This is a genomic window from Levilactobacillus andaensis, from assembly GCF_016861695.1.
In the GTDB taxonomy this organism is placed as follows: domain Bacteria; phylum Bacillota; class Bacilli; order Lactobacillales; family Lactobacillaceae; genus Levilactobacillus; species Levilactobacillus andaensis.
Genome location: NZ_BOLP01000004.1, coordinates 335,239 through 359,299 on the forward strand (window position 1 = coordinate 335,239; position 24,061 = coordinate 359,299).

General features: G+C 51.5%; 20 protein-coding genes. 9 read left to right on the forward strand and 11 right to left on the reverse strand.

Going from position 1 to position 24,061, the window contains the following annotated elements; translation table 11 throughout:
* Positions 1-142 precede the first annotated feature (142 nt).
* The gene (locus JUF10_RS04105; protein WP_048735181.1) at positions 143-526 is read left to right on the forward strand and encodes a VOC family protein; all 384 of its coding nucleotides are present in this window, start codon (positions 143-145) and stop codon (positions 524-526) included.
* Positions 527-540: 14 nt separating this feature from the next.
* Positions 541-1,233 carry a CPBP family intramembrane glutamic endopeptidase gene (locus tag JUF10_RS04110; protein ID WP_236008153.1) on the forward strand — a complete coding sequence of 231 codons (693 nt, stop codon included), beginning with the start codon at positions 541-543 and terminating at the stop codon, positions 1,231-1,233.
* Between the two features lie 642 nt (positions 1,234-1,875).
* On the opposite strand, the gene JUF10_RS04115 is transcribed toward JUF10_RS04110, so the two are convergent.
* The 4 genes from JUF10_RS04115 to JUF10_RS04130 all read right to left on the reverse strand — a co-directional run bounded on the left by JUF10_RS04115 (position 1,876) and on the right by JUF10_RS04130 (position 5,905).
* On the reverse strand, positions 1,876-2,646 hold the full coding sequence (locus tag JUF10_RS04115) for an ABC transporter ATP-binding protein (protein WP_203640942.1): 771 nt from the start codon (positions 2,644-2,646) through the stop codon (positions 1,876-1,878).
* Positions 2,576-3,544: an ABC transporter permease gene (locus JUF10_RS04120; protein WP_203640943.1), complete on the reverse strand. Its 969-nt coding sequence runs from the start codon at positions 3,542-3,544 to the stop codon at positions 2,576-2,578. Before JUF10_RS04120 ends, JUF10_RS04115 begins: the two co-directional genes overlap by 71 nt.
* 18 nt (positions 3,545-3,562) lie before the next feature.
* A complete protein-coding gene (locus JUF10_RS04125; protein WP_203640944.1) occupies positions 3,563-4,531 on the reverse strand; it encodes an ABC transporter substrate-binding protein in 969 nt (322 codons plus the stop codon).
* Positions 4,532-5,011: 480 nt separating this feature from the next.
* Positions 5,012-5,905: a DegV family protein gene (locus tag JUF10_RS04130; protein ID WP_203640945.1), complete on the reverse strand. Its 894-nt coding sequence runs from the start codon at positions 5,903-5,905 to the stop codon at positions 5,012-5,014.
* Positions 5,906-7,279: 1,374 nt separating this feature from the next.
* Here JUF10_RS04130 and trpX point away from each other — a divergent pair.
* The 4 genes from trpX to JUF10_RS04150 are packed head-to-tail and all read left to right on the forward strand — an operon-like array spanning position 7,280 to position 10,375.
* Positions 7,280-8,275 carry a tryptophan ABC transporter substrate-binding protein gene (gene trpX, locus JUF10_RS04135; RefSeq protein WP_203640946.1) on the forward strand — a complete coding sequence of 332 codons (996 nt, stop codon included), beginning with the start codon at positions 7,280-7,282 and terminating at the stop codon, positions 8,273-8,275.
* Complete coding sequence (locus tag JUF10_RS04140; RefSeq protein ID WP_048735168.1) at positions 8,272-9,171, forward strand: ABC transporter permease; 900 nt, start codon at positions 8,272-8,274, stop codon at positions 9,169-9,171. The genes trpX and JUF10_RS04140 overlap by 4 nt, the downstream gene beginning before the upstream one ends.
* On the forward strand, positions 9,164-9,934 hold the full coding sequence (locus tag JUF10_RS04145) for an ABC transporter ATP-binding protein (RefSeq protein ID WP_048735165.1): 771 nt from the start codon (positions 9,164-9,166) through the stop codon (positions 9,932-9,934). Before JUF10_RS04140 ends, JUF10_RS04145 begins: the two co-directional genes overlap by 8 nt.
* A 9-nt stretch (positions 9,935-9,943) precedes the next feature.
* The gene (locus JUF10_RS04150) at positions 9,944-10,375 is read left to right on the forward strand and encodes a GNAT family N-acetyltransferase (protein WP_203640947.1); all 432 of its coding nucleotides are present in this window, start codon (positions 9,944-9,946) and stop codon (positions 10,373-10,375) included.
* Between the two features lie 832 nt (positions 10,376-11,207).
* Here the strand turns inward: JUF10_RS04150 and JUF10_RS04155 are convergent.
* Together JUF10_RS04155 and JUF10_RS04160 are read right to left on the reverse strand one after the other, a co-directional pair.
* Entirely contained in the window at positions 11,208-12,074 is an 867-nt protein-coding gene (locus JUF10_RS04155) for an NAD(P)-dependent oxidoreductase (RefSeq protein WP_203640948.1), read from the reverse strand.
* A 135-nt stretch (positions 12,075-12,209) separates the two neighbouring features.
* Positions 12,210-13,001: a TerC family protein gene (locus JUF10_RS04160; RefSeq protein WP_203640949.1), complete on the reverse strand. Its 792-nt coding sequence runs from the start codon at positions 12,999-13,001 to the stop codon at positions 12,210-12,212.
* A 232-nt stretch (positions 13,002-13,233) separates the two neighbouring features.
* Here JUF10_RS04160 and JUF10_RS04165 point away from each other — a divergent pair, with 232 nt between their 5' ends.
* Complete coding sequence (locus JUF10_RS04165) at positions 13,234-14,556, forward strand: serine hydrolase domain-containing protein (RefSeq protein WP_236008154.1); 1,323 nt, start codon at positions 13,234-13,236, stop codon at positions 14,554-14,556.
* Positions 14,557-14,878: 322 nt separating this feature from the next.
* On the opposite strand, the gene JUF10_RS04170 is transcribed toward JUF10_RS04165, so the two are convergent.
* Positions 14,879-15,499: a glycoside hydrolase family 73 protein gene (locus JUF10_RS04170; RefSeq protein ID WP_203640950.1), complete on the reverse strand. Its 621-nt coding sequence runs from the start codon at positions 15,497-15,499 to the stop codon at positions 14,879-14,881.
* Positions 15,500-15,701: 202 nt separating this feature from the next.
* Here JUF10_RS04170 and JUF10_RS04175 point away from each other — a divergent pair, with 202 nt between their 5' ends.
* Complete coding sequence (locus tag JUF10_RS04175) at positions 15,702-16,688, forward strand: YdcF family protein (RefSeq protein WP_203640951.1); 987 nt, start codon at positions 15,702-15,704, stop codon at positions 16,686-16,688.
* Here the strand turns inward: JUF10_RS04175 and JUF10_RS04180 are convergent.
* Positions 16,629-17,657 carry a linear amide C-N hydrolase gene (locus JUF10_RS04180; RefSeq protein WP_203640952.1) on the reverse strand — a complete coding sequence of 343 codons (1,029 nt, stop codon included), beginning with the start codon at positions 17,655-17,657 and terminating at the stop codon, positions 16,629-16,631. The two genes, JUF10_RS04175 and JUF10_RS04180, sit on opposite strands and share 60 nt — an antisense overlap.
* A gap of 343 nt (positions 17,658-18,000) precedes the next feature.
* Positions 18,001-18,240, reverse strand: a complete 240-nt coding sequence (locus JUF10_RS04185; RefSeq protein WP_203640953.1) for a hypothetical protein — start codon at positions 18,238-18,240, stop codon at positions 18,001-18,003.
* Between the two features lie 201 nt (positions 18,241-18,441).
* Between JUF10_RS04185 and JUF10_RS04190 the strand changes: the two genes are divergently transcribed.
* On the forward strand, positions 18,442-21,315 hold the full coding sequence (locus tag JUF10_RS04190; protein ID WP_203640954.1) for an MMPL family transporter: 2,874 nt from the start codon (positions 18,442-18,444) through the stop codon (positions 21,313-21,315).
* A gap of 667 nt (positions 21,316-21,982) precedes the next feature.
* Here the strand turns inward: JUF10_RS04190 and JUF10_RS04195 are convergent.
* On the reverse strand, positions 21,983-23,416 hold the full coding sequence (locus JUF10_RS04195; protein WP_203640955.1) for an MFS transporter: 1,434 nt from the start codon (positions 23,414-23,416) through the stop codon (positions 21,983-21,985).
* A 15-nt stretch (positions 23,417-23,431) separates the two neighbouring features.
* Positions 23,432-23,956, reverse strand: coding sequence for a PadR family transcriptional regulator (locus JUF10_RS04200; RefSeq protein ID WP_203640956.1), 525 nt, complete (start codon positions 23,954-23,956; stop codon positions 23,432-23,434).
* Positions 23,957-24,061 lie beyond the last annotated feature (105 nt).

The following is a 24,061-nucleotide window of genomic DNA, read 5'->3' on the forward strand; positions in this document are numbered from 1 at the left end:
AACGTCAAGGCCAGATTCCTAAACAATATATTAGGTAGTAATTTACCACGAAACGCCCGGGTTCGTCAACTTCCTCGCCTAGGAGTGTCGCGCCAAACTATGCTATAATAGGTGAAATTTACTGCCTAAGGACTGACAACTTATGAATATTCGTAACATTGACCACATCACGCTGACCGTTAGTGACATCGAGCGTTCCGTACGCTGGTACCACGAGGTTTTTGACTTGCCGATCATCGAATTCGACGACGGCCGCCGTGGCGTTAAGCTCGGCAAACAAAAAATTAATTTCCAACAGAGCGACCAGCCGCATTTGCCCGTGGCCAAGCACCCCACGGTCGGTGGCGCAGACTTTGCCATCATCGCGACCGATCCGCTGGCTAACATTTTATCTCATTTGACCAACTACGCCGTTGAAATCGTCGACGGACCACTCCCCAAGCAAGGCGCCATGGGCCCAATGACCTCCGTTTACGTGCGTGACCCGGACGAAAACTTGATTGAAATCGGCAAATACGATAAGTAAAGGAGGTCTGCCCCTTGCGAAACATCGTTAATGATGGACTTGACTGGCTATCTCGCAGCTTAAAGTGGATCGGCTTTTTGGCGATCTACCTCATCGACACGGGCATCCTGACCTTCGCGACGGCCATGGTCAAGCGGCCCGGCGTCGTTAACCGCTCGATTGGGGTCATGCTGATCTATTCGGCATTGTTACTGGCCCTGATTACGTGGCGCTATCAAAAGCAACTGATGCAAAATAATCCGCGTCACTTTGGTCATACCCGTTTTACGACCAAAACGGTGACACAATTAATCGGCTTTTTTCTATTGATGTTGGCGATTCAGTTCGCCTGGAATTTGCTGATCAACACCCACGTTCTGAGTGACCCCGCAAACCAAACGGCCCTGAACTCCCAAGTGTTGCAGCTCCCATTTTGGAATTTAGCCTACTCGATCCTGTTCGCCCCGGTCATCGAGGAACTCATCTTCCGCGGTATCTTCCTCAATTACTTTTTCCGGGGCAACTCGCGGACACTGAATTTTCTCGGTGTGTTCATGTCCGGCCTGATTTTCGGCTACCTCCACACCATGAGCCTCACGCCAACGCTCATTATGTACGCGGCACTCGGTTGGGTCTTGGGGGCCGCCTACCTGCATTTCCGAGACATCCGCTACAATACCACGCTTCATTTTCTGAATAACGCAATGTCTCTGATGGCCTTTATGTAGCTGTCAAACTAGCATGTAAATTAGGCAACCTAGTGGTCCTTTCGCCTTACCGGCCGCCAGATATGGGCTGGAACGGTGCGGACACAACTTGAAGTCTCGAAAAACACGAGTCTCCAAGGTTGGTCTTCTGCTAAGCTGGCGGAGGTTCACCGCCAACTAAGCAGAACGACGCGCCTGAGCCCATATATGGCGACCTCTCGGCTTACACAATAGTTTTCTGACAACTTAGATAATGAACATAAAGTTCATTATCCATCGATTCTTGCTAATACTGGATTGAAACAGGCAATTCGTCCTTCAGCAATCAATTTCAAAACGGCTTCAGCCCCCCACGTTGGGAAGCTGGAGCCGTTTTTGCCCACACTCATTTTTCCTTTTAAAACTTCACTAGAGTTGGCTGATAACCATAAAAATTAGCGTACTGACTATCAACTTAATCCATTCACCAAGACCTAGAACTAAGTCATACATCATCACTGCTCAGAAAGTTCTAGCAAGATTGTCTAACTCAGCGTAGGACTTTGACTCGTCTTTGGGTCTTTTGCTGAAACAAAGAACAATCAAAGCCGGAGGAAGCCAGGGATACAGCCGGCCGTGGTAATCTTGGTAGCTGGCAGCCGCAGTGCGCAGTGCAATCCAATCTTACTCCGCAAACAACGTCAACAAGTCTTCCTGTCGCAGATTCTGTTTTTCCTCGCCGCGGACATCCAGCTTGATCTGCCCGTCTTGGACCATCACGAGCCGATTGCCATAGGTCAAGGCATCACTCATTTTGTGGGTGATCATCATCGTGGTCAATTGGTTCTCTTCCACAATGGTTTGGGTCAGATCCATGACCTTTTGACTGGTCTGGGGGTCCAACGCCGCCGTGTGCTCATCCAATAAGAGCAAGTCGGGATGACTCAGCGTTGCCATCAGGAGCGACAAAGCCTGACGTTGTCCACCCGACAAGTATTTGACCTGCGTTGTTAGCCGGTCTTCCAAGCCCATGTTCAATGGCCGCAACAACGCCTGATACGCCGCGACCTGACTGGCCTTGCGGTAGCGGTGCAAACTCATACTGCCTGTATGTTGCTGGGCCAGCGTGAGATTCTGGGCCACGCTGAGTTCCCCCGCCGTGCCCATCTTGGGGTCCTGGAAGACCCGCGACAACCATTTCGACCGGTACGCGATTGGTTTCTTGGTGACGTCATGGCCCGCTAAGGCTAGTGTCCCGGCATCGGCCGACAGCGTGCCCGCAATCGTGTTCAACAGGGTCGATTTACCGGCCCCGTTATTCCCAATCACCGCGATAAAATCGCCCGGTTCAATGGTAAGGCTGACGTCCTTTAAGACGTGACGCTCATTTGCTGTCCCGGGAAAGAAGACCTTCTGGAGATGTTTGACGGTTAAGACTGCGGTTGCTTGCTTCATGTTCATCGGCTCCAATCTGTTTGAGGTAATGGTTCAACTGCTGACGCGTGCGGTACTTATTTTGTAAAATGGGCAGGCAAATGACGATGACCAAGATGCCCGCAGATAGAATTTTCAAATCGTCGACCGGGAAGCCTAGGCCCATCGCAACCGTCAATAGAAACCGGTAAATGATGGCCCCCAGGACCATAGCGGACAATCGCAGCCAAATTTGCCGACCGCGCAGGAAGATCTCACCGACCAGCACGGAGGCTAGCCCAATGACGATGGTCCCAATCCCCATCCCAATATCGGCATACCCGTTGCTCTGCGCAATCAGGGCGCCGGACAAGGCAATACAACCGTTAGAGACCATGTAGCCAATGATCACCATCCGGTCGGTGTAAATGCCGTTGGCTGCACTCATGGCGGGATTATTTCCCGTGGCCATCAGTGACAGGCCCAGCCGCGTCTTGAACAGCCAGATCAGAACCGCCACAACGACTCCGGTAACGATGGCACCCACCACGATGGTCTGCAGATCGATTGACCACCCCTGCGGCAGGTAGTTGGTCAGCACCTTTTGAGTTAACAACGGCACGTTTGACTTACCCATGATGTGCATGTTGACCGAGTACAGCCCAGTCATCGTCAAGATACCGGCCAGCAGCGACGGCATGTGGAGCTTCGTGTCCAGCACACCGGTGACCCAGCCCGCAATGCAACCCGCCAGGAATCCCAGCAGGCTTGCCGTCACGGCGGATTGACCGCTCAACATGGCACTCACCGTGACCGCGGCGCCCAGTGGAAAACTCCCCTCGGTGGTCAGATCGGGGATATCTAAGATACGAAATGTAATGAAGACGCCAATGGCCAACGGTGCCCACAAGAGGCCCTGACCGATACTTGTGATTAACATAGAAACAAGCTCCCTTCCCTAAGGTTCTTTGATCTGATTAGACTGTAAGCCGATGGCCTTGGCATTCGCCTTGTTCACGTACAGATGCAGTTTCTTTGACGTTTGAACGGCCATGTTTTGTGGCTTCTTGTTGTTTTCTAAGACATCGTAGGCCATCTTCCCAGTTTGCTTGCCCAGGTCGTAGTAGTTGATGCCGTAAGTGGCGGTCCCACCGTCTTCGGCCATTTCAATCGAGCCGGTCACGACGGGAAGCTTAGCGGCTTTGGCCTTGGCGCCGATAGTCTTCATGGCACTGGCCATCAGGTTGTCGGTCGGTAAATACAGGCCGGAAATTTTGCCGGTCAATCCTGCCAAGACGCTGGCAACATCGTTGGTGCTGGTGGCGCTGACGACCTTTAATTTCAAATTGTGTTTCTTCGCGTAGGCCTTGGCCAACTTGACCTGCAACACGGAATTTTCCTCGGACGAGTTATACATCACACCCAGCGGCAACTTGCTGGTCGTCATGCTAGCTAATAGCTTCAGTTGTAAGCCCACCGGCGTGAGGTCGCTGGTTCCACTGACATTGGACTGAGGCTTGGCGTTTGACTTGACCAATCCAGCAGACTTGAGATCCGTGACGGCCGTGACCAATGTTGGCGTGCTGGTCGTCTTCTTAGCTAACGCCTGCGCGGCGGGAGTAGCGATACCCACTAGCAAATCATTCTTCTGTTGGACCAATTGCTGGCTCATGGTGTTCAAATTGGCTTGATCTCCCTGCGCGTTGAGGTAGTGGTAGGTCACCTTGGTCGACTTGCCGTGAGCCTTCAACTCGGCCTTGAGCCCGGCCTTGAACCCTTGCCGCGCCTCATCGAGTGACCCGTGTTGCACGACCTGCAAGATGCCGACCTTTAAGCCGCCATTGCTGGCATCCGACTTGCTGGAACACCCTGCTAAAACTAAACCCAATCCCAATAATGCGACGCTGGTTGCTAATAATTTTTTCATTCTCAATTTCCTCCACAGCTATGTTTTATTTTTATGATCCGGCTAGGTGCCAGATGCTTTTATTCTGAAATGGTAAATCCTGCCAATCGTTCAACACTGGCCGGCAGCCCTGCGTCCAAGGCCACCGACGTTCTCAGAATTTCCCCCTGAGAAAACAAAAAACACCAGCTAGATTCTGAGTAGAATCTACCTGGTGTATATCGGGCCCGATATTATTTCTCCAGATAGATTAACCCGTATCTATCTGGCGCTAAGTCATGCTGAAAAACTTTAGCTAATCGATAGATACAAACGCAATGATGCGGTGCGTTTGTATCCAGTAAGCTGAACACAAACGCTATCTAAAGAAAAAGCTAAAGGCAAATTGGCTATTTAAATGATTAAGGCTGGTAATTTTCATTGGAATTATCCCTTTCATTTATCAATTTACAAGTCTCAGTTAACCATTAAAAAATGAGGCTGTCAACCCCAATCTTTAATTTAATTCTCATTTTCAGAATCTAGCAGGCTCCGATAATCCTGGCACCAAGCCAGTCCCATCGCGCCATCGCCGACGTGAACGCCGAAGCTCGGTCCAATCAACGCCACATCAAATTTAACCGTGGGGAACCGTTCTTGTGCAGCACTGACCCAGCGCGCGGTGGCTTCCGGTTGGTCGGCATTTAAAATCGTGGCCTTGACCGGTACTGCCCCGGCTAAGTCGATTGCCAGCGCATCGAGGAAATCCCCCAAAGCACCCTTTAGCCGCAATGAGCTTCCGGCCACCCGCATCTTACCGGAGGGATCAAAAATCAAAATGGGCTTACCAGCCAACAATGGCGTACTGCCTGGACTGTGGCTCGGATTGACTTCCCCGGTCCGTAACAACGGCTTGATGGAATCGACGACAAACGCACTGTGTGTGGTCTGCCGTAACACCGTCAACTGCGCAAAAATCTCTTCGACCGTTGCGCCACGCACTGCCAAAGCAGCGGCTAACCGAGCCTGCTCACCCATCGTCGTCAAAATCCCCCGCGAATCCCAAGGCCAAACATGAAGGTTCTCAATCGTTGACGTGTAGGCGGCCAAGGTATTGATCACCCCGGAGATGCCAAGGGAGGGCCCAATCACGATGACGTCGGTCACGCCCCGACTAGCCAAGTCCTCGCAGACAGCTTGCAGCGTCTTCATCGAAAGCTGAGGCGCGGTCGGCACCACCTTGCTGCCCTTCGCCAAGCGCATTAACCGGTAATAGTCCGCCGTGCTCAGGTCCTGATACTCGTGATACTGCCGATTACCAAACATAATTGGCGCCGGTAACAGGGTAATCTGACGTTCCCGAGCTTCAGGAAAGTCGATTCCCGACGATGTATCCGTTAAAACGGCAATTTTCATGGCAGAGCCTCCTAATAGAGTTGACCGAATGGCTGCCAATGTCCGCAGTCAGGTCATGGTTTCGTCCTTTTTTCGTTATCCTTCAGTATACCAAAAAACCACCTTAATATTCGGTTCCAACGCAAATTTGTGTTGGATGGCCGCACTCCGGCTGCCAGGGATTCCGCCTGCTGTGGGGACGCTTCAGCCTGGAAGACCACCAGGCTTCTCGCTCGCTTTTAAGCCGCAAAACCATGCGTCTTAAAAGACGCCCATCGTGATAGCCTCCAGCTATCACGATTTCCACGGCTGGCTACTTCCCTGGCCTCCTCCGGCTCAGGTTCGCTGATGTGATGACTGTCGAGTCTGGTAATAGTTAGACGTTTAGGGTGGTTCCTGCTGTACTAATACGTATAAGTCGATGTTCTTTGCCTAGAGTCTCAACCGTAATCAGCCTGTGCTACAGAAACATTCGTAATAGGTTTTAAACCGCCCCCATATCAAGCCCCCTTCTGTTGACCGTCCAACCATTTCGAAATCTGACTGAAAACACCGCTTTCCGCTATAAATAAAAAAATAAGGTTGACGGTTTTTACCGGTTGCCGTACACTAAATTTATTCACATACGGAAAGAAGGAAAAGTCATATGCAAATGTCTGGTATTGAACTTAATGGACGTTGGCAAAGCCGGTAATCAAGTCTCATCAGTGTTGATGCGACTTGAGCTCCCAGAGCGATTCTCGCATCTGCGCCGGCTACTTTTCTGATGCAAAAGCCCGCACGGATGTTTAATCTCCGGTTTTGCGGGCCTTTTTCTTTGGGGCACTCAGCCGGTCTGGGTGCCCTTTTTGTATCATCTTCCCTTGTCAGATTTACTTTGTACTACCGCCTGCGGCTGCCAGGGATTACACCTGCTGTGGGGGACGCTTCAGACTGGAAGAACGCCTGTCTTCTCGCTCGCTTTTAAGCCGCGAAAAACACACGTCTTAAAAGTCGCCCATAGTGGTAGCTTACAGCTATCACTATTTCCACGGCTGGCTCCATCCCTGGCCTCCTCCGGCTAAACATGAGTCTGACGGCCAAATTTGCCAAGTCTCATGCTTGCTAAGCTCTACAAGAGGTTTTTCAGAAACAATTATCGCCACTACACAGCCAGTCAATGTCACCGAAACCAATTCACCACCTGCCACACCAAACATATCAGTAGTAGCTTGCCGCCCGGTAAGGCGCTGTACTGTACCATCTTCATCATATACACACACATGATGGAGGCCACAAAACACTGGTCAGCAAACCACTCATCCATCGAAGAAACGACTATCTTGAGTGGAGCTGGGCAGAGGCTACACTAAAATACACACAACATATTATTTCAACATAAGAGAGGGTTTTGTTATGAAACGGATGTACAGCTTAATTGCCATTTTACTTATCTTCCTCGGGTTCACCTACATTAAGGACACCCACCAACAGGCTGCGACCAAGGCCAAGGTGCCAACCGTCGGCATTCTGCAGCTTCTATCGCACCCAGCGCTCGATGCCATTCATAAAGGGATCATTCACGGACTGGCCGAAGAAGGTTACCATGTCGGCAAGAACGTAAAGATCGACTTTCAAAACGCGCAAAACGACCAGAGTAACCTGAAAACCATGAGCGCGCGCTTCGTCAATGAGAACGCCGACGCCATGATCGGTATCGCCACGCCGGCCGCACAGGCTCTGGCCAACGCCAGCTCTAACATTCCCGTCGTTCTCGGGGCCATCACCGACCCCAAGGGTGCCGACCTGGTCAAGAGCAACACGCATCCTGGCAACAATGTCACTGGGGTTTCCGACCAAGCACCCCTGAAGTCACAGCTAAAACTGATTCAACGGATCATGCCTAACATGAAGACGCTCGGGATCATTTACACCTCGTCCGATGATTCGGCCACCGCGCAGTACCATCAATTTGCGGCGCTCTGTAAGGAGGAACACGTGAAGCTCAAGGCCTACACGATTGCCAGCACCAACGACTTGAATCAGGTCGCTGAGCAGATGGTCAGTCAGGTCGACGCTATCTACGTGCCAACCGACAACACGGTTGCCAGCGCCATGCAGACGCTGGTGTCGACCGCTAATTCCAAGAAGGTCCCCGTATTCCCAGCCGTCGACACCATGGTCAAGGCTGGTGGACTCGCCACGTTGAGTATCAACCAGTACAAATTAGGTGTGGAGACCGGGAAGATGACCGCCGCCATTTTAAAGGGCAAGAATCCCGCCGACACGCCAATTCACTTTGAACGTCAGGGTGAAATGACCATCAATTTATCACAAGCCAAGAAACTAGGCATCACGTTGCCTGAATCAGTCGTTAAAGAAGCCAAAACACATGGGGAGGTCTTCAAATGAGTTTAGCAGTATCCGCAATCGGGCAAGGTCTACTCTGGGCTGTCCTCGGGGTTGGGTTGTTCCTGACCTTTAGAATTCTTGATTTCGCCGACATGACGGTTGAAGGGACCTTTCCACTCGGTGCCGCGACCGCCGTTGCCGCCATCAGTAACGGGATGAATCCGTTGCTCGCCACCCTGCTAGCCTTTGTCATTGGCGCGCTGGCCGGCCTGATCACCGGTCTGCTCTACACCAAGGGGCACATCCCCATCCTGCTGGCCGGTATCCTGGTCATGACTGCCTGCTACTCCGTTAACCTGCGGATCATGGGGCGGGCCAACGTCTCTCTGCTGGGAAAATCAACCCTGTTTAAAAATCACCTGCTCGCCGCTCTGCCGCAATACTTTGACAGCGTCGTTCTCGGAACCATCGTCATGGTGGTCATCACGACCATCGTCATCTACTTCCTGCAAACGGAGCTCGGCCAAGGGTTCATCGCGACCGGGGACAACCAGACCATGGCTCGTTCCCTCGGTATCAACACCGACAACATGAAGATCATGGGCCTGATGGTCTCCAACGGCCTGATTGCCTTTGGTGGCGCCCTGGTTGCCCAAAATAACGGGTACGCCGACGTCAACATGGGTATCGGCATCATCGTTATCGCGCTGGCCTCCATCATCATTGGTGAAGTAGCCTTCGGTGATCTGACCCTGAACCAACGGCTCGTGGCCGTGACGCTCGGCAGTATCCTCTACCGATTCGTCTTATTGCTGGTCCTCAAGCTCGGTTTCAGCGCCAACGACCTAAACCTGATTTCCGCCATCATCCTGGCCCTCTGCATGATGCTGCCGGTCTTCAAGAACGTTCTGAACTTCAAGCACATTTTGAAACGGGGGTTGGATACCAATGACTAAACCACTACTCGAACTAAAAGACGTCGTGTTAAAGGTCAATCGCAACACGCCCGAAGAGATCACGATTCTAAATAAACTCAATCTGACCATCAATGCCGGCGACTTTATCACGGTGTTGGGCTCTAATGGGGCCGGAAAATCGACGCTCTTCAACGCTATCGGGGGCGACCTCAGCATTGATAGCGGCCAGATTCTCCTCAATGGCAAGGACATCGCCCACGATTCAGTGGAAAAGCGGACCCGCTTCTTAGCCCGCGTGTTCCAAGACCCGAAGCTGGGAACGGCCCCCCGGATGACAGTCGCCGAAAACCTGTTGCTCGCCGAACGTCGGGGTCAACGCCGCGGCTTGATGCCCCGGGGATTGAACCGCCATTTGGACCACTACAAGGAACTCACGGCCACCATGCACAATGGCTTGGACGACCGTCTGACCACGGCGACCGGCAACCTATCCGGTGGCCAACGACAAGCGCTGAGTTTCCTGATGGCAACGTTGAAACGGCCCGAAATTTTACTGTTAGATGAACACACGGCGGCGCTAGACCCACGGACCGGTCAAGACTTGATGCGCCTGACCAACGAACGGGTCTCACAAGATAAGCTGACCTGCTTGATGATCACCCACCACATGGAAGACGCGCTGACGTACGGCAACCGGCTGATTGTCCTGCATCACGGCAAGGTCACGTTCGATGTGGCCGGCGCTGACAAGGCGGCGCTGACTACCGAAAAACTCTACAGTTTCTTCGCCGAAATCGAATAGGAGCATGCCATGGAAATCGTAATTTCAACTGAACCGTACAACCGCGCAGCCGCCCTGTCCCTCCGTCAAGCCACCTTCGTCACCGAACGGGGCATTTCGCGCGACGTAGAATTTGACGACCGCGATACACCAGAACGACAGTACGTGGTGGCTTACCAGCGGCCCGAATTACCAGTGGGCACGCTGCGGTTAGAGCCCCAATCCGACACAGAAATGCGGTTCGGTCGAGTCTGCACCAGTCAAGCCGTTCGCGGTCAGGGAATTGGCAGTCAGGTGCTTCGAGCCGGCGAAGACTGGGCCAAGGCGCATGGCTTCACGATCGGTATCATCGACGGTGAACTCACGGCCAAAACCTTCTACGAACGCTGTGGCTACCACGTCGTTGGCGAACCGTTCGCTGAGGATGGCGCCCCAGTCGTGACGTTGAAAAAGAAGTTGTAATTAAAAAGACAGGTTTGGGATTTTGTCCCAGACCTGTCTTTTCTCCAAACTTATATGGCCAAGACGTACACTAAAAATCAGCCGGCCACTTTTAACCTTTTTGTCATTTAAATCAAAACTCAACCATAGTGTTAAAGCCGTTTCTTCATATTGACTTTCTCCTTATCCATATGAGAACTAGCGTTGTGAATAGTACTAGCGGTGCCCCAATCATCTCTAACGCCAACAGATAGGCCCGAATCGTCATATTTTCATTTGGATTATCGTACATTGGCAAAATTAAGGTACCTGTAAAATGAGGTGGCTTAGTTTTAGATGAGTGTGTAAGTGATTGCGGTCGACTGTTGTTCTTGAAAGTGCCCCTAAGCTTCGCAAACAGGATATTTTCAACCGGTAACAACAGATAGCACATCAGGAAATACCACGAGAACAAGTCCCAGTTAAAGATAAAGTGTCCGAAAATAAACCGGCAATTTACGATAATCAGCAGCACGAAAATTAGTAGTCCCTGGATATATGACACAAGGTAATTCACTGGGTTACTAAACTTCCCGTCCACCTGCATTTTTATGGATAGCACCTTACGTATCTTCATTGCGCTCCCCCCCATTGTTGCAATGATTATACGCAGAGGTTAAACAACTTCAATTGTGATTCGCTTCTGACATTGTTGTTTGTTCTGTCGCCGTTTTAAGTAAGTTTTTGTTCTGGCGAAAATATTTTTAGTCCGATGTAAAGAAAGCATTCGTCGTTATTTTAGCCACCCCAGCTAAACAACAATGGTCCCCATCAAAAAAGCGTGACAGTTCACTCACCATCACGCTGCCTATCCTTATTTTTGTTCGTAAGTCTTGATCAGCCCTTGCGTCCCGTCGTCGCCCAAGCCAAAGTCATCGACCATGGCTTCATACAGCAGCTTGGCCTGCTTGGTCGCTGGCAAGTCGAGGTCCATTTTGTCGGCCTCCTGTAAGGCGATCCGGAGGTCCTTTAAGAAGTGCTTGGCAAAGAAACCGGGCGTGTAGTCGCCCTTCAAAATCCGGGGGACATAGTTGTCCATGCTCCAGTTGTCGGCACCACCACTACTTAACGTTGCCAACACCTGTGGCAAGTCCAGCTTGGCCGCCTTAGCGTAGACCAGCATTTCCGTCAAACCGGTCATGGTCCCGGCAATCATGATCTGGTTAGCCATCTTGGTATGCTGACCCTTACCGGCATCCCCAAAGTAAGCCACGCGTTGGCCCAACTGCTGGAAGACTGACAGCAACTGGTCGTAAGCGGCCTTGTCACCACCGACCATCACGGTCAGCGTGGCGTTCTTGGCTCCCACGTCGCCACCAGATACCGGAGCGTCCAACGCCTGAACGTTGTGGTCGTGCGCAAGTTGGGTTAATTTGACCGCCAGCGAGGGGGTGCTGGTCGTCATGTCGACCACGATGTTCCCCGGCTTAATCCCAGCAAAGATGCCATGCTCTCCCGTGTACACTTCCTCCACGTCGCTTGGATAGCCGACCATGGTCATGACTACGTCCGCCTGTTCCGCAACGGCTTGCGGTGTGTCCGCCCAAGTCGCCCCGGCGGCCAACACGGTCTGTGCGTGAGCCTTGGTGCGGTTATAAACGACCACCTTTTGCCCAGCCTTCAACAGGTTGGTGACAATTCCAGTTCCCATGACGCCGGTTCCAATAAATCCAATTTGCATCAGCAAAACCTCCCATTACTCATTACGGTTATCATAGCACGACCACCTGGCGGACCGCACGTTATGCGGTTGGCGTGGTGCGTTTTATTTGTGCGTGGCAAAAAGGGATGGCCCTTGATTGGTCATCCCCAAATATTATGATTCAGTTGATTTAGAAGTCTTCTTAACGCTCGTCTTACTCGTCACTTGTCCCCGCCGACGCTTGCGAATGACGTGGATGATCAGCGTCAAAATAATCGCGCCCACCACGACGACACCAAATAGTGTTGCCGGAATCTCGATGTCGATGGCTGGAATCGAGATGAACAATTTCACCGCGATCAGCCCAATCAAGATATACGCCATGGGTTCCAGCTCCGGAATGCGTTGCATCAGTTTCATGATGACCTCGGCCACACCCCGCATTGCGAGAATCCCAATCAATCCCCCAATCAGGACGATGACCGGATTGCTGGAAATTGCCAGCGATGCCAAAACGGAGTCGACGGAGAAGATGATGTCCATCATTTCAATCTGCATCACCACGGACCAGAAGAGTGGCAAGAGTCGTTTCTTCTTGTCGCTCACCAGTTTCCGCGTGTGCTTGACCCGTGTCTTCGTGAAGAATTGCAGGACCAGGTAGGCCAGGTAGAGTGCCCCAATAACCTTGATCTCCCAGAAATGAATCAGGTAGGTCCCGAGTCCAATGATGATGAAGCGGAAAATGTACGCGCCCCAGATTCCATAGAACAGCGACTTTTCTCGTTCCTTTTGGGAGGGTAGCGACTGTGTCTGAGCGGCCAAAACGACGGCGTTATCGACGGACAAGAGACATTCGATCATGACCAGTGAAAAAATAATCAACCAGTCATTACCCGAAGAAATCACCGTTTCCCAGTTGTGTAAGTCAAAGAATGGCCCATATAGCTGGCCAAGAAAATGTAACAACGCTTACTTCAGCTCCTCAGTATAAGAAAATTTATTTTCGGTTAGTTTACCATACCAACGGCAAACTTACGACCCATTTATTTAGTATAGCGCACAACCATTCAAAAGGTTAGTTAGCTGAGTTCGTCATTTTATAATATAAGTTATTAGAAATGTTACCGAATCGCTACATCTCTGTTACCTCGATGCAACCAAAGCGCGTTAAGATTGGGGGTAATTTAAGGGGAAATGGATGATTATTGTGAAAAAACTTTTGTTACTTCTAGGAACAGTTTTGTTGGTCGGCAGTTTCTTCCCTGCACACCCCGCGTATGCCCGCAGCTACTCGACCATTACCAGTACCAAGAAGACCGATTATAATGCTCGTTTTGTGAACCAGAGCACCCGTAACGATGGCATTTACTACTACGCGCCGTACTACACACAACGCTCTGCCAAGACGCGCGATGCCAGCGGTAAGAACTGGCAACACCGGTTTGTCCGGGTCAGTCAGACGGCCAAGTTGTCCGATGGCTCGACCTACGTGAAGTTCTCCTGGTATGGGAAAACGATTGGCTGGGTCAATCAAAATGCCCTGCAAACCTTTACCCGTTCACAAAACGCCGCGGTACTCTTACAAAACGCCCATTTCCAAGGACGCGCGATGATTTTCAACAGCTATGCGACCGGTGCTAGCCTAGTCAACGTTGGCTACGCGAATGCTAGTAACAAAACGGCCAACGACGCCAGTACTCTCTTTCCAATTGCCTCGCTGCAAAAGGTCATGACGGGGGCCATCATCGAACAACTCGCCGCCAACAACAAACTGTCCTTGACCGACAAGCTCAGCAAGTATTACCCAAGCGTCAAGAACAGTAGTAACATCACCATCCGCCAACTCCTGAATCATCGCTCCGGGATCGACATGGGGGAAACCACCCCAACGTCCCTGTTGACGACGCAAGCCTCCGAAATAAATTACACGCTAAGTCAATTATCCGTTAGCGGCAATCAATCCTTTGACTACACCAACGCCAACTACACGTTACTAGCCGGTATCGCGTCGAAGGTTACCGGTCAAACGTACGACCAGTTGGTCCAGTCGCGGATCATTCAACCACTCAAGCTGAACAACACTTACAGTTGGAACAATTTACCCGCCGGTCAGACCGTGGCTAACGGCTATAGTTACACCAACGGTCAGGACTACACTGCCGATGGTGTTTCACAAAACCTGATGTCTTCTCTGCTTGGAGCCGGCAACTACTACTCCACCCCAGAAGACTACTACACGATTCAAAAGGGCCTGCGTAATGGCAAAATCTTAACCAAGACGCAGTACTACGACCTCAGCAACGACTACAAGTTAAACTACGCCGGTGGCCTCTACCATGAATCTGGCAACATGAAGCGGGTTCGTGGCGGCTTAACCGGTGCCGGCTATCAAACGGTGCTGTACGGATCTGAGGGCAACAAGTCCGGTGTGATTCTCTTTGCCAACCAAAGTCCCACCAAGTCACTGAACACGTTGGCCAAGACTCTGTATCAATTGGCAATCAACTACAATGAGAACTAAAGAGTTACGTGTTTAATTGCCGCGCTCCGGCTCTGACTCGTTTTTACATGAGGAAGTGCTGAGGGATAGAACCGCCTAGTTGACTAACGTAGCTGGTGTACTAATCGGTTACTGTTGGGCTAAATATTCTACCAGCTAAGAACGTCTCTCAATTTCGATGATCACTAAAGAACCCCCATCCAATCGCTATACAACTGGATGGGGGTTCTCTTTTTTTCATAGTTTACTGATCACACTGGAACCAAGAACAGTCATGACACGACCACCATCTTAGCCGCAGGCGGAATCCCGGGCAGCCGGAGGCGAATACCACTAATGTAGCCTAAGTATCATATTGGTTCAGATTGTAGGTAGCGATGAGATTGGTCAGCTTCTTCGCGTACTTCGGATCCGTGGCGTAGCCGTTGTTCTGTAACAACTTGGCCGCCACCGTATAATCCGTGACCGTTTGCTTGAAGTAGCTCCGCTTTAACAATGCATCGTGGTCCAAAATGGCCGCCGTTAAGTTAGGGTAGTCTCTGAAGTTAGCGTTGATGGTAATCTTCTTGCCATTCACGTACTCGTTGGTGGGGAAGGTCTTGGACTGGCCTTCATAGCTTCCTTTCACACCAAAAGGATTGTTGGCCTGCAAAAAGAGTGCCGAGGTCCCCCAACTCGACTCCAGGATGGCCTGAGCAATCACAATGCTGGGCAGGACCTGACCATTTTGGCGGTAGACCCGCACGGCTGGCTTGGCCATCTTGGTGATAAATTTCTGCTGGGCCGCGGTCTCTCCCGACGAAGATTCACTCGTCGTCTGATTGATCCGGGCCGATTGAATTTCTGTTTTAATTTTTCCACGAATTAATAAACCGCCGCCCAAGACCAGCAGGACCAAGACAAAGATCCAGGTGGCCGTGGCGGGGTGACTGTTTCGCTTGCGTGAGCGCCGACGCTTTGGCAACCCGATCCCTCCTATTTCGGTTATAATTAATTTAATGACCGCTCGTAGTCACGGCGGCTAGTTCAGCCCCATTTGGACCAAACCATGTCGTCGCCAAACTTCAAACTTAGCGGTTCTCATTAATTATAATCAGAATGAACTAAGAAGTAACTTAAATTGTAAAGTCTCAAGAAAACTTAACCTTTAGGAAGGGGGTGTCAAAATGTTACTCACTGCCAGTTTGTTCATAATTTGTTTAATTGCCTTACTAACGTTTTGGCAACCTCAGGGACTCTTCAGCGCCAGTGCAACCTGTGTAGCAACTGGTAGTTTGTGGCTACTCGCCCACTGGTCAACACAGCCGTGGGCGCACTTTTTAGCCGATGGCCTGGGCGTCATCATTCTGCTCATAGCCTTCAGTGGCTTCTTCACCCTATTTTTAACTATCGGTGCGCCCAAGTTGGTCGTGCGTAAACAGGAGCGCTTGGGCGGTTGGCTAGTCGCCGGTATCTGGGTGTGGCTGGCGCTTTGTGGGGGCTGGTTTTTCGCCGTCACCCATGGTCAGTTCAGTGAAACCCTCTGGCCGTGGCTAACGTTCATCCCCCTCTTCAGCGCTTACCTGGCCATTCTCTATGGGGCCAGCCTGATTGGCCTGTTGCGGACCACCCTGTTTCACGCCCGGCACGCCGACACCCTAGTCGTCCTCGGCGCTGGCCTGCTAAATGGTGATCAAGTCGGCCGGATTCTCGCCGCGCGCCTCGATACTGCCTTGCAGGTCGCTCGCCGGCAAAAATCCCCCGTCACCATCATCGTTTCCGGTGGTCAGGGCCCCGATGAGACCATGAGTGAAGCCACCGCCATGGCCGCTTACCTAGTGGCTCACGATTTCCCTGCCGAACGGATCATCCAAGAAGACCAGTCGCAAAACACGCGGGCCAACCTCATCAACAGTCAACGCCTCTGGGGACAACTGCCGCAACAGGGCGGTCGCGTCGCCCTCATTACCAACAGCTACCACCTGTTCCGGGCCCGGAATCTCGCTGCGGCATTGCACATCCGCGTCGGCGGCATCCCCGCCCCCACGCGATGGTCCTACTTTCCTGTTGCGTGGGCGCGTGAGTTTCTAGCCATCATCGTCATGCACCCGAATCTACACCGGGGTGTACTGATTGGCCTGATCACCGCCAACTTGCTCGGCCTGTTGATTTAAAGACGTGACGGTCAGGTGATTGGCGACCGGATAAAATTTCGGTTCCGTCCAGGCCAACATGTCCGGCGTTAATTTTAACTGCACCACATCCAACCGGTCATACGGCTGGAAATAATAGGTCAACGACTCACAAGCGGTCGCCGCCCGGTAAACGGAATACGTTGGCCGGTACTGGCTACTCCGTGGCACGGTGACCGTGTTCAGGAGATGCCAAGCGCTGATGATGCCCGCTTCTTCGTCGGCTGGCAGGTCCGCACGTTCCTTGTAATAGGCGGCGCGGACGAAGCGACCACCCGGGGTAAACGACCCACTCGGCACTGGCTTGCCCGAGAAGCGCCCGGTAGATACGCGGGTGGCATTCACGGGTAGCGTTCCAGCCTTAAAGTCGTCGGTGTAATTCACGTACTGGCCTAACCGTTGAAGCTGAAGTTCAAAGTCCTTACTGTTGGTGACCACGCCCAGCGGATTTTCGCGCACCTTCATTGGAAAATGGGTGGGTTCGATCACCACCGTGCGGCCGGTCCGGTCGACCACGGCAAAGTGAAGTTCGGAATCGCCAATGTTATTCACAGCCAATTTACCACTCATCAGCTGAATCTCGTCGATGTGGGCTTCAATGTCGGCCACCGAGGCGTAATGCCCCAGCAGATAAAAGGAAAATTCGTAGGGCGCCAAGTGGACCTGTCCCGGCGTTGGCTGGTCGACCAGGTGGGAGCCGTTGGCAAAGGTCAGCTTCTGGACGCTGAGGCCCATCTCGTTCACGCCATCCGAGACATCGATCTCGTGGTCGTGTGGCCCCCCGCCGCCAATCATGGCGTAACGGTTCACGTGGCGACCGTTATCGTAGACGCTCTCCCACTCGTAGCCGCGGGGAACGAACAACGGCTGGACGTACAGCGCGTGCCAGTCCATGGTTCGCGCCAAGATGTGCGTGCCATCCTTGGCAATCTGTAAAATACTCGTACACATGAGATGCATCCTCCTTGTCACCTTTGATTATTAATAAGTTAATTTAGTTTACGCGAAAATGGCGCTAACGGCAACGATAACGAGTTGGTGGTCAATGGCGAGATTGGCCCGTTTCTCCTGCAATGACGGGGCTGAAGACTCATCATGGCCGTCCGGCTGACATGCACCGTACTATAATTATTTTAATTTTGCTAGGCACTATCATCTTGCATCCTCCAGCAAAAAACAATGGCCTACCTTGACCCGCCTAACCTCATTACCATTGATCCCCACGACCATTTCACACCAAAAGAGGCAAGCCAAGTTCAAATACTCGGCCTGCCTCTTCTTTAGTTACACAATTCTACCGCTGATTCTTCCCCGCAGCATCCGTCAAGAATGCTTGGAAGCGCCGATCAATCTCTTTTTGCTTCGGCACTGCCGCCAGTGTTTCTGGGACGTTCGCCGTGATCTGTAAGTAAGCAAACATAACTTGGCTGGGGTCTAGTCCGGCCGCCGTTGCTAGCTTCGTCGCAAACGGATAACGTTGGTCCGTCAGCATGGCTGCGAATGGACTTTGGTAGGGTTGATGATGCTTGGCCATAAAATCACTCCTCTCAGTTGTCTAATACAAGTATTTCTACTTTACCAGTTTCGTTTGCTAAGGCAACTAAAGAGATTCTTAAACTTTCTTAAATCGGTCGGAAATCCGCACCAAACCTAGCTGTTATGGTAAAATTAAGCATGGATTACACCCTGCTTGCACGGCGGGAAATTGATTACAGAGAGAGGACTCAGATTACATATGCAAGAACGGATAAGAAAGCTCCACCACAACCGCATCTTTGCACTCGTATTCTGGCTTGTCGTGGTCTTCGCGGCCATCGTCACCTTGCCAAACGTCAGTACCATCATCCAATATGATGGTCAACCACAATTGGCGAATACGAGTCAACCCGTTAAGGCGACCCAGATTCGAAATAATTGGGGCCGTAATTTAAACGGGACCTACACCGTTAACGCGGTCTTTAACAATCCGGATGGTGCCTTAACCAATAAACAACTCGCAGCCGTGAACAAATCGGTCTCCGAATTGCAAAAACGGTCGAACTATTATGGCATACAAAAGATCACAACAATGACCAACACACCAACCAGTAAGCCGCAACTATTCTCAAAGGATAAGTCGACTGAAGTGGTTCAACTGGCCGTGAGTCATAACCAAGGGACCGTTCGGCAAATTACCGAACAGTTGAAGAACCAGATTTCAACCGTTGGCCTCAACACCTACGTGACCAGCCCCGAGATTATTAGCGACGCCGCTAACGAACACATCTCGTCGTTTACGCTGATCGTAATTTTAATGACGTTACTGATTGCCTTAGTTGCCATGGGGATTTTATTCGCATCACTCATCGCCCCAATCATTACGTTCCTTGCCATTTTAATTAGCTATATTTCAACACTTAGTCTGGCAACTAACCTGGCCTACCACTGGAACTTCGCTTACTCCGAATACACACCGATTTTTCTGTTACTCGGCATTAGCCTGTTCACCCTGCTGACCAGTTTCTGGTTCTTTAGAGAACTGCGGGACTTGGTCGACGATGGGATGGAGAGTCAAGAAGCCACGTCTAAAGTGATTCACGACTTGGGTTACCGGATTCTCATCAGTACCCTGAGTTTGACAATTGCCTTTGGTAGTCTCATGTTCTTTGACTTCTCCACCATTCGGGCCTTTGGTCTGCTCAGCGTGGGGTTCGCCATTACTGGGATTGCCAGTGTCAGTCTGGTTCCCGTCTTCTCCGGGATGCTCGGCGCCAGTCTCTTCTGGCCTAAGAAGACGCGGCCCCAGCTCAAGGATCACAAGTTCTGGCACAACCTGGCTCGTTTCGGGTTTTGGCAGCCTTTGCTCGCCATCGTGGTCGTCCTTTTCGTTGTCGGTCCATTTGCTCTCACTTACCGTAATCAACTGAACTACAACAACACCCAAGATATTCCCAATAACCAAGCCGTGCAGGGTGCTCGGGTTCTCAGTGCGCACTTTGGCCAAGGTAAATCAACGCCAGTGACGCTTTACGTTCAAGCAGATCAACGCTTAGACAATCAAGATCAACTGTTCCAACTGGACAATTTGACCAAGAAATTAAAGGCTCAGCCTGGGGTCAGCTCGGTAACGTCCGTGACTCAACCAGGCGGTCAACCGATCACGCAGTACTACGTTTCTAACCAGCTGAGCTCGCTCAACGAAAACTTGACCGGCGTCGTTGGCCAACTGGGAACGGTGCGTAACGACTTGAAGTCGGACAGCGTCAACCTCCGGCAAAAGGCATTGAAAAATGAGATCAAACGGTTAAAGAAGCTGACGTCACAAACCAACAACTTGGTCAGTGACAGTAGCACACTGGAAAGTTCACTGCAAACGGCGCTGACTCGCTCTAGCGCAACTGGTAGCTCCAGCACCTCTAAGAAAGTCACCAGCTACATCAACCAGTTGAACAAGGTCAACACCGAATTGAACTCCGCATTGACGACCCTGACGGCATTATCTAGCGATGCCAGCACCGTCAACACCGGAACCAGTGCCATTCACTCCAACTTGAGCAACTACGCGGAAACCTTAAAGGCCGTCAATGACAGTCTGAACAGTTCTCGTAAGCAAGTGATCAGCATGCAAAAGTCCTTAAACAACATCTACCTGTACCTGGGCGGCCTCCAAACGTCCGAAGCAGCCAAGGCGTTGTACCTCTCACCAACGCAAATTGCTAGCGGTGATTTCCAACAATCCCTGGTCAACTTCACTGACGAAAAGGTCAAGGCAACCTACCTGACGATCACGTTGAAGCAGGAACCTAACGCGCAGAATACAGCGAAGACGTTACGGCATTTAAAGACCGTTGCAACCTCACAACTCCGAGGCACCTCGCTTAAGGATGCCAAGCTGACTTTCGCGGGCCAACCGGTCGTTGCCGCAACCATCCAGTCGCAGTATCAACATGACTTACCACGCGTCTTACTGTTAGTACTCGGGATCATCTTAGTGCTCCTGATCATCTTCAGTCGTTCCCTGTTGCAATCCACGTACTGGTTCTTGACGTTCATTCTGTCCGCCTTAGCCGGTTACCAGTTGACCCACCTCTTAATGACGTGGCTGACTGGCAATGGCGTCTTCAACTGGCAGGTGCCCCTGTTGTCATTCGTTCCACTGACCGTTCTGGCCGTGGTCGAATTGACCCAACTGGCACTGAGCTACCGGTTAAACGATGCCCCACTATTGGAATGGCTATTACCAGGCATCAAGGAAATCGGCCAAACCACCCGGCACTCGCTCTTCATTATCATTACGGGTGTCCTGGGACTGCTCGCGGCCGAATCACAAGTCTTAACGGCGGTCGCTTTGATCACCATCTTAACGGCCATCATCTTCAACTTGGCACTGCCAATCATGGCGGCTTCGTTTGGGAAACTTTCCGTGACCCTGCCCGCCAAGAAGCCTTATGAATTCTTCAGTGGCAAACCGAAGAAGCGTAATCCGCACAGAAGAAAGCGCCGCAAGACCCGTTCCCGTCGGACCCGTTCACGGAAGCGTCGGAGCAAGAAACCAGCAACCGATGTGACCACGCCAAGTACGCCGGAAACACCAAGTAGCAGTGATACATCAACTGAAACTAAAGATTAAACCTAAAGCAGCGTCACGAGAATGAACTCGTGACGCTGTTTTTTAGTTAGAGTTAGTGTACCGCACTGCGGCTGCCAGGGATTCCGCCTGCTGTGGGAACGCTTCAGCCTGGAAGAACGCCAGGCTTCTCGCTCGGCTGGCTCCATCCCTGGCCTCCTTCGACTCTGATGGTTTTTCTGCCACAACATACGTTGAATGCCCGTACTATTTTCGGTTCAGATGACATAGCTGTTATGGCATTCTTTCCAGAATTATTCGTCAAATTGATAGTTATGAGCTTAGGCATAATTTCCATCCGGTGAGTACCCATTTCACGCTACTATCCTTAATACGATAGCCTTTACCAAAGGTTCGCCAACATTCCATCTTCAATCTAATTTAATTGGCTGCTTGTTGATACATCAGTCGAAATAATAGACCGTAAATTCGTCTGCCAATTGCCACGGTCACTCAGTTTCAGTTGAACACACACAATATTAGACGGCCGCTGACAGGGGTGGAGCCAGCCGTGTCGACGATGTTAGACGGGGTTCTGTCCCGGCTTACATCGTGGGACGACCTCGAAGACATGCGCACTTCATGGCTTTGAGGCGAGCTGGAAGCCCGCCCTTTGGCTGGAGGCGTTCCCCATGGCAGGCGGAATTCCTGCCAGCTGCAGTCGAACACCCTAGGCAGCCTGTCGTTTCAACAACCGCCAACCCGTGATGACGGTGGCGACGAGGCAGATAGCCAGTGAGACCATGAAGGCCACCCGCATCCCATCAATGAAGATTTCCGGGTGGGCTGGCAGATAGGCCGTCACATGATGACCGGCATAATGCCCCATTGCGGAGAACAAGACGGTCGTGGCAATCGAAATCCCGATCACCATCCCCAGTTCCCGTGCCAGAGCATTGATACCACCGGCAACGCCCAAGTCTTGAACCGGCACGGAACTCATGACGATTGAATTATTAGGCGCCATGAAGATTCCATTTCCCAGACCCACAAGACCAATGAAGAACATGAAGACCCAGAGCGGCGTCGCCAGATTAGCCAGCATGTAGCCCACCTGACTAATGGAAATCAAAATCAAACCGACAAACGTCAACAGTTCCGGTCCGATCTTGTCGGAGACTGCCCCCGCAATCGGTGCGACGACCACCTGCACAATGGGAAAAGTCATCAGCGCGTAACCAGCATAGTTGGCAGCCAGTCCCCGGGCATTTTCCAAGTAAAATGGCGCAATCACATTGAAGAAGAAATTGGCCACAAAAATCAGGAAAGCACAGAGAATGCTGATGGTGAACCGCTTATTTTGAAACAATTTTAACGCCAAAATGGGATTGTCCACGCGTAGCTCCAGCCGTACAAAGAAGAAAATGGCAATGACCGCCAACGCAAATAGACCGAGAATCACCGGTCGTGTGAAGCCAATCTCCTGCCCCACGAAAACGCCCGCAAACAGGCTGATCATGATGAGCGCAAAGAGACTGGCGCCGGGCTTGTCGATCCGCTCAGCGCTCACCGTAATATCCCGTGGCAGAATGCGCTGGCCAATCAAGATGGCGATGATACCGACCGGCACGTTGATCCAGAAAATGTACCCCCAACTGAGGTGGGCTAAAATCAGACCGCCGATTCCGGGCCCGGCAATACTGCCCAACGCAACAAACGACCCGATCATTCCCAGTGCACGACCCCGTTCCTTAAACGGAAAGACTTCCGTGATGATACCATTGTTGGTCGCCATGGTCATAGCTGCCCCAACGGACTGGACGACCCGCGCCCCCAACAGGAAGGAAAGGCTCACGCTAAACCCGCTCAGAAAAGACCCGATGACGAACAGAAACGAGCCAATTTTGAAGATGCGAATTTTACCGTGGACGTCTCCGAGCTTCCCAAAAAACAACAAGAGCGCACAGATGGCAATCAGGTAGATTGATACCACCCACTCCGCCTGGTTCATCGGAATTTTCAAATCGCGACTCATGACCGGCAGCGCAATGTTAACGATGCTGGCGTCCAACGTCGACATAAATGTAAAGAGACACACCGCCACTAGAATCCACCAGCGATGCTTCTGAATCTGCGGGTCGGCCGCAAATGTCTTTGCTTTCATATTTCCTATTCTCCCTTAACGCAAGTTTGTTAGTCGCGCGGCAATCCAGTCTGCCTGGGCTTGCGCACGCAGTTGTAATAATTGATTTAGTTGTAAGGCATCGGCCACGTCGGTCGGGACCATCCGCGGATTAGCCGTCAAATAGCCACGCGCCGTTCCTAAATTTTCCAGTTGAAAGTGGCTGAACCGCTGAAAGTCCTGAAGCACGCGCCGCTGTTCAGGGACCGCCAACAAGTGAAGAAAATTGCATTTAATCTGAAACACAAGTTGCGTTTGCTTGTTGACCGCGACCGGTTCTAACACTAAGTCATGGAAGTGTCGGCGACCCTGTGACGTGATGCCTGCCTGCTTTTTGGCTCGCGGACCAGCCATGGTCGTTAACGTCACATCACCGGCTTGGTTCAGTCGATCAAGCAATGGATAGAGCACGCCGTAACTCACCGTTTGTTCCGCTCCCACCACGGTCGTCAGTGCCTTACGCAACTGGTACCCCGTCATGTCTTGGTCCATTAATTGCCCTAAAACGAATAAGTCGTACATCCACCTAACCCCTTTTCGTTGATTTAGTATAGTGTATCGGGAAGATACATTCAAGGGGAAATTAGCCGACCTAATTTGCGGCGTTCTAGCATGATTTCCCTTTGC

Excerpts from the sequence above, each read along its gene's own strand:
- JUF10_RS04195 (WP_203640955.1), bottom strand. The coding sequence starts at position 23,416 with ATGAAAGCAAAGACATTTGCGGCCGACCCGCAGATTCAGAAGCATCGC.
- JUF10_RS04120 (WP_203640943.1), bottom strand. The coding sequence starts at position 3,544 with ATGTTAATCACAAGTATCGGTCAGGGCCTCTTGTGGGCACCGTTGGCC.
- JUF10_RS04185 (WP_203640953.1), bottom strand. The coding sequence starts at position 18,240 with ATGGCCAAGCATCATCAACCCTACCAAAGTCCATTCGCAGCCATGCTG.
- JUF10_RS04190 (WP_203640954.1), top strand. The coding sequence starts at position 18,442 with ATGCAAGAACGGATAAGAAAGCTCCACCACAACCGCATCTTTGCACTC.
- JUF10_RS04180 (WP_203640952.1), bottom strand. The coding sequence starts at position 17,657 with ATGTGTACGAGTATTTTACAGATTGCCAAGGATGGCACGCACATCTTG.
- JUF10_RS04105 (WP_048735181.1), top strand. The coding sequence starts at position 143 with ATGAATATTCGTAACATTGACCACATCACGCTGACCGTTAGTGACATC.
- trpX (WP_203640946.1), top strand. The coding sequence starts at position 7,280 with ATGAAACGGATGTACAGCTTAATTGCCATTTTACTTATCTTCCTCGGG.
- JUF10_RS04145 (WP_048735165.1), top strand. The coding sequence starts at position 9,164 with ATGACTAAACCACTACTCGAACTAAAAGACGTCGTGTTAAAGGTCAAT.
- JUF10_RS04200 (WP_203640956.1), bottom strand. The coding sequence starts at position 23,956 with ATGTACGACTTATTCGTTTTAGGGCAATTAATGGACCAAGACATGACG.
- JUF10_RS04175 (WP_203640951.1), top strand. The coding sequence starts at position 15,702 with ATGTTACTCACTGCCAGTTTGTTCATAATTTGTTTAATTGCCTTACTA.
- JUF10_RS04125 (WP_203640944.1), bottom strand. The coding sequence starts at position 4,531 with ATGAAAAAATTATTAGCAACCAGCGTCGCATTATTGGGATTGGGTTTA.
- JUF10_RS04165 (WP_236008154.1), top strand. The coding sequence starts at position 13,234 with ATGATTATTGTGAAAAAACTTTTGTTACTTCTAGGAACAGTTTTGTTG.
- JUF10_RS04115 (WP_203640942.1), bottom strand. The coding sequence starts at position 2,646 with ATGAAGCAAGCAACCGCAGTCTTAACCGTCAAACATCTCCAGAAGGTC.
- JUF10_RS04150 (WP_203640947.1), top strand. The coding sequence starts at position 9,944 with ATGGAAATCGTAATTTCAACTGAACCGTACAACCGCGCAGCCGCCCTG.
- JUF10_RS04155 (WP_203640948.1), bottom strand. The coding sequence starts at position 12,074 with ATGCAAATTGGATTTATTGGAACCGGCGTCATGGGAACTGGAATTGTC.
- JUF10_RS04130 (WP_203640945.1), bottom strand. The coding sequence starts at position 5,905 with ATGAAAATTGCCGTTTTAACGGATACATCGTCGGGAATCGACTTTCCT.
- JUF10_RS04140 (WP_048735168.1), top strand. The coding sequence starts at position 8,272 with ATGAGTTTAGCAGTATCCGCAATCGGGCAAGGTCTACTCTGGGCTGTC.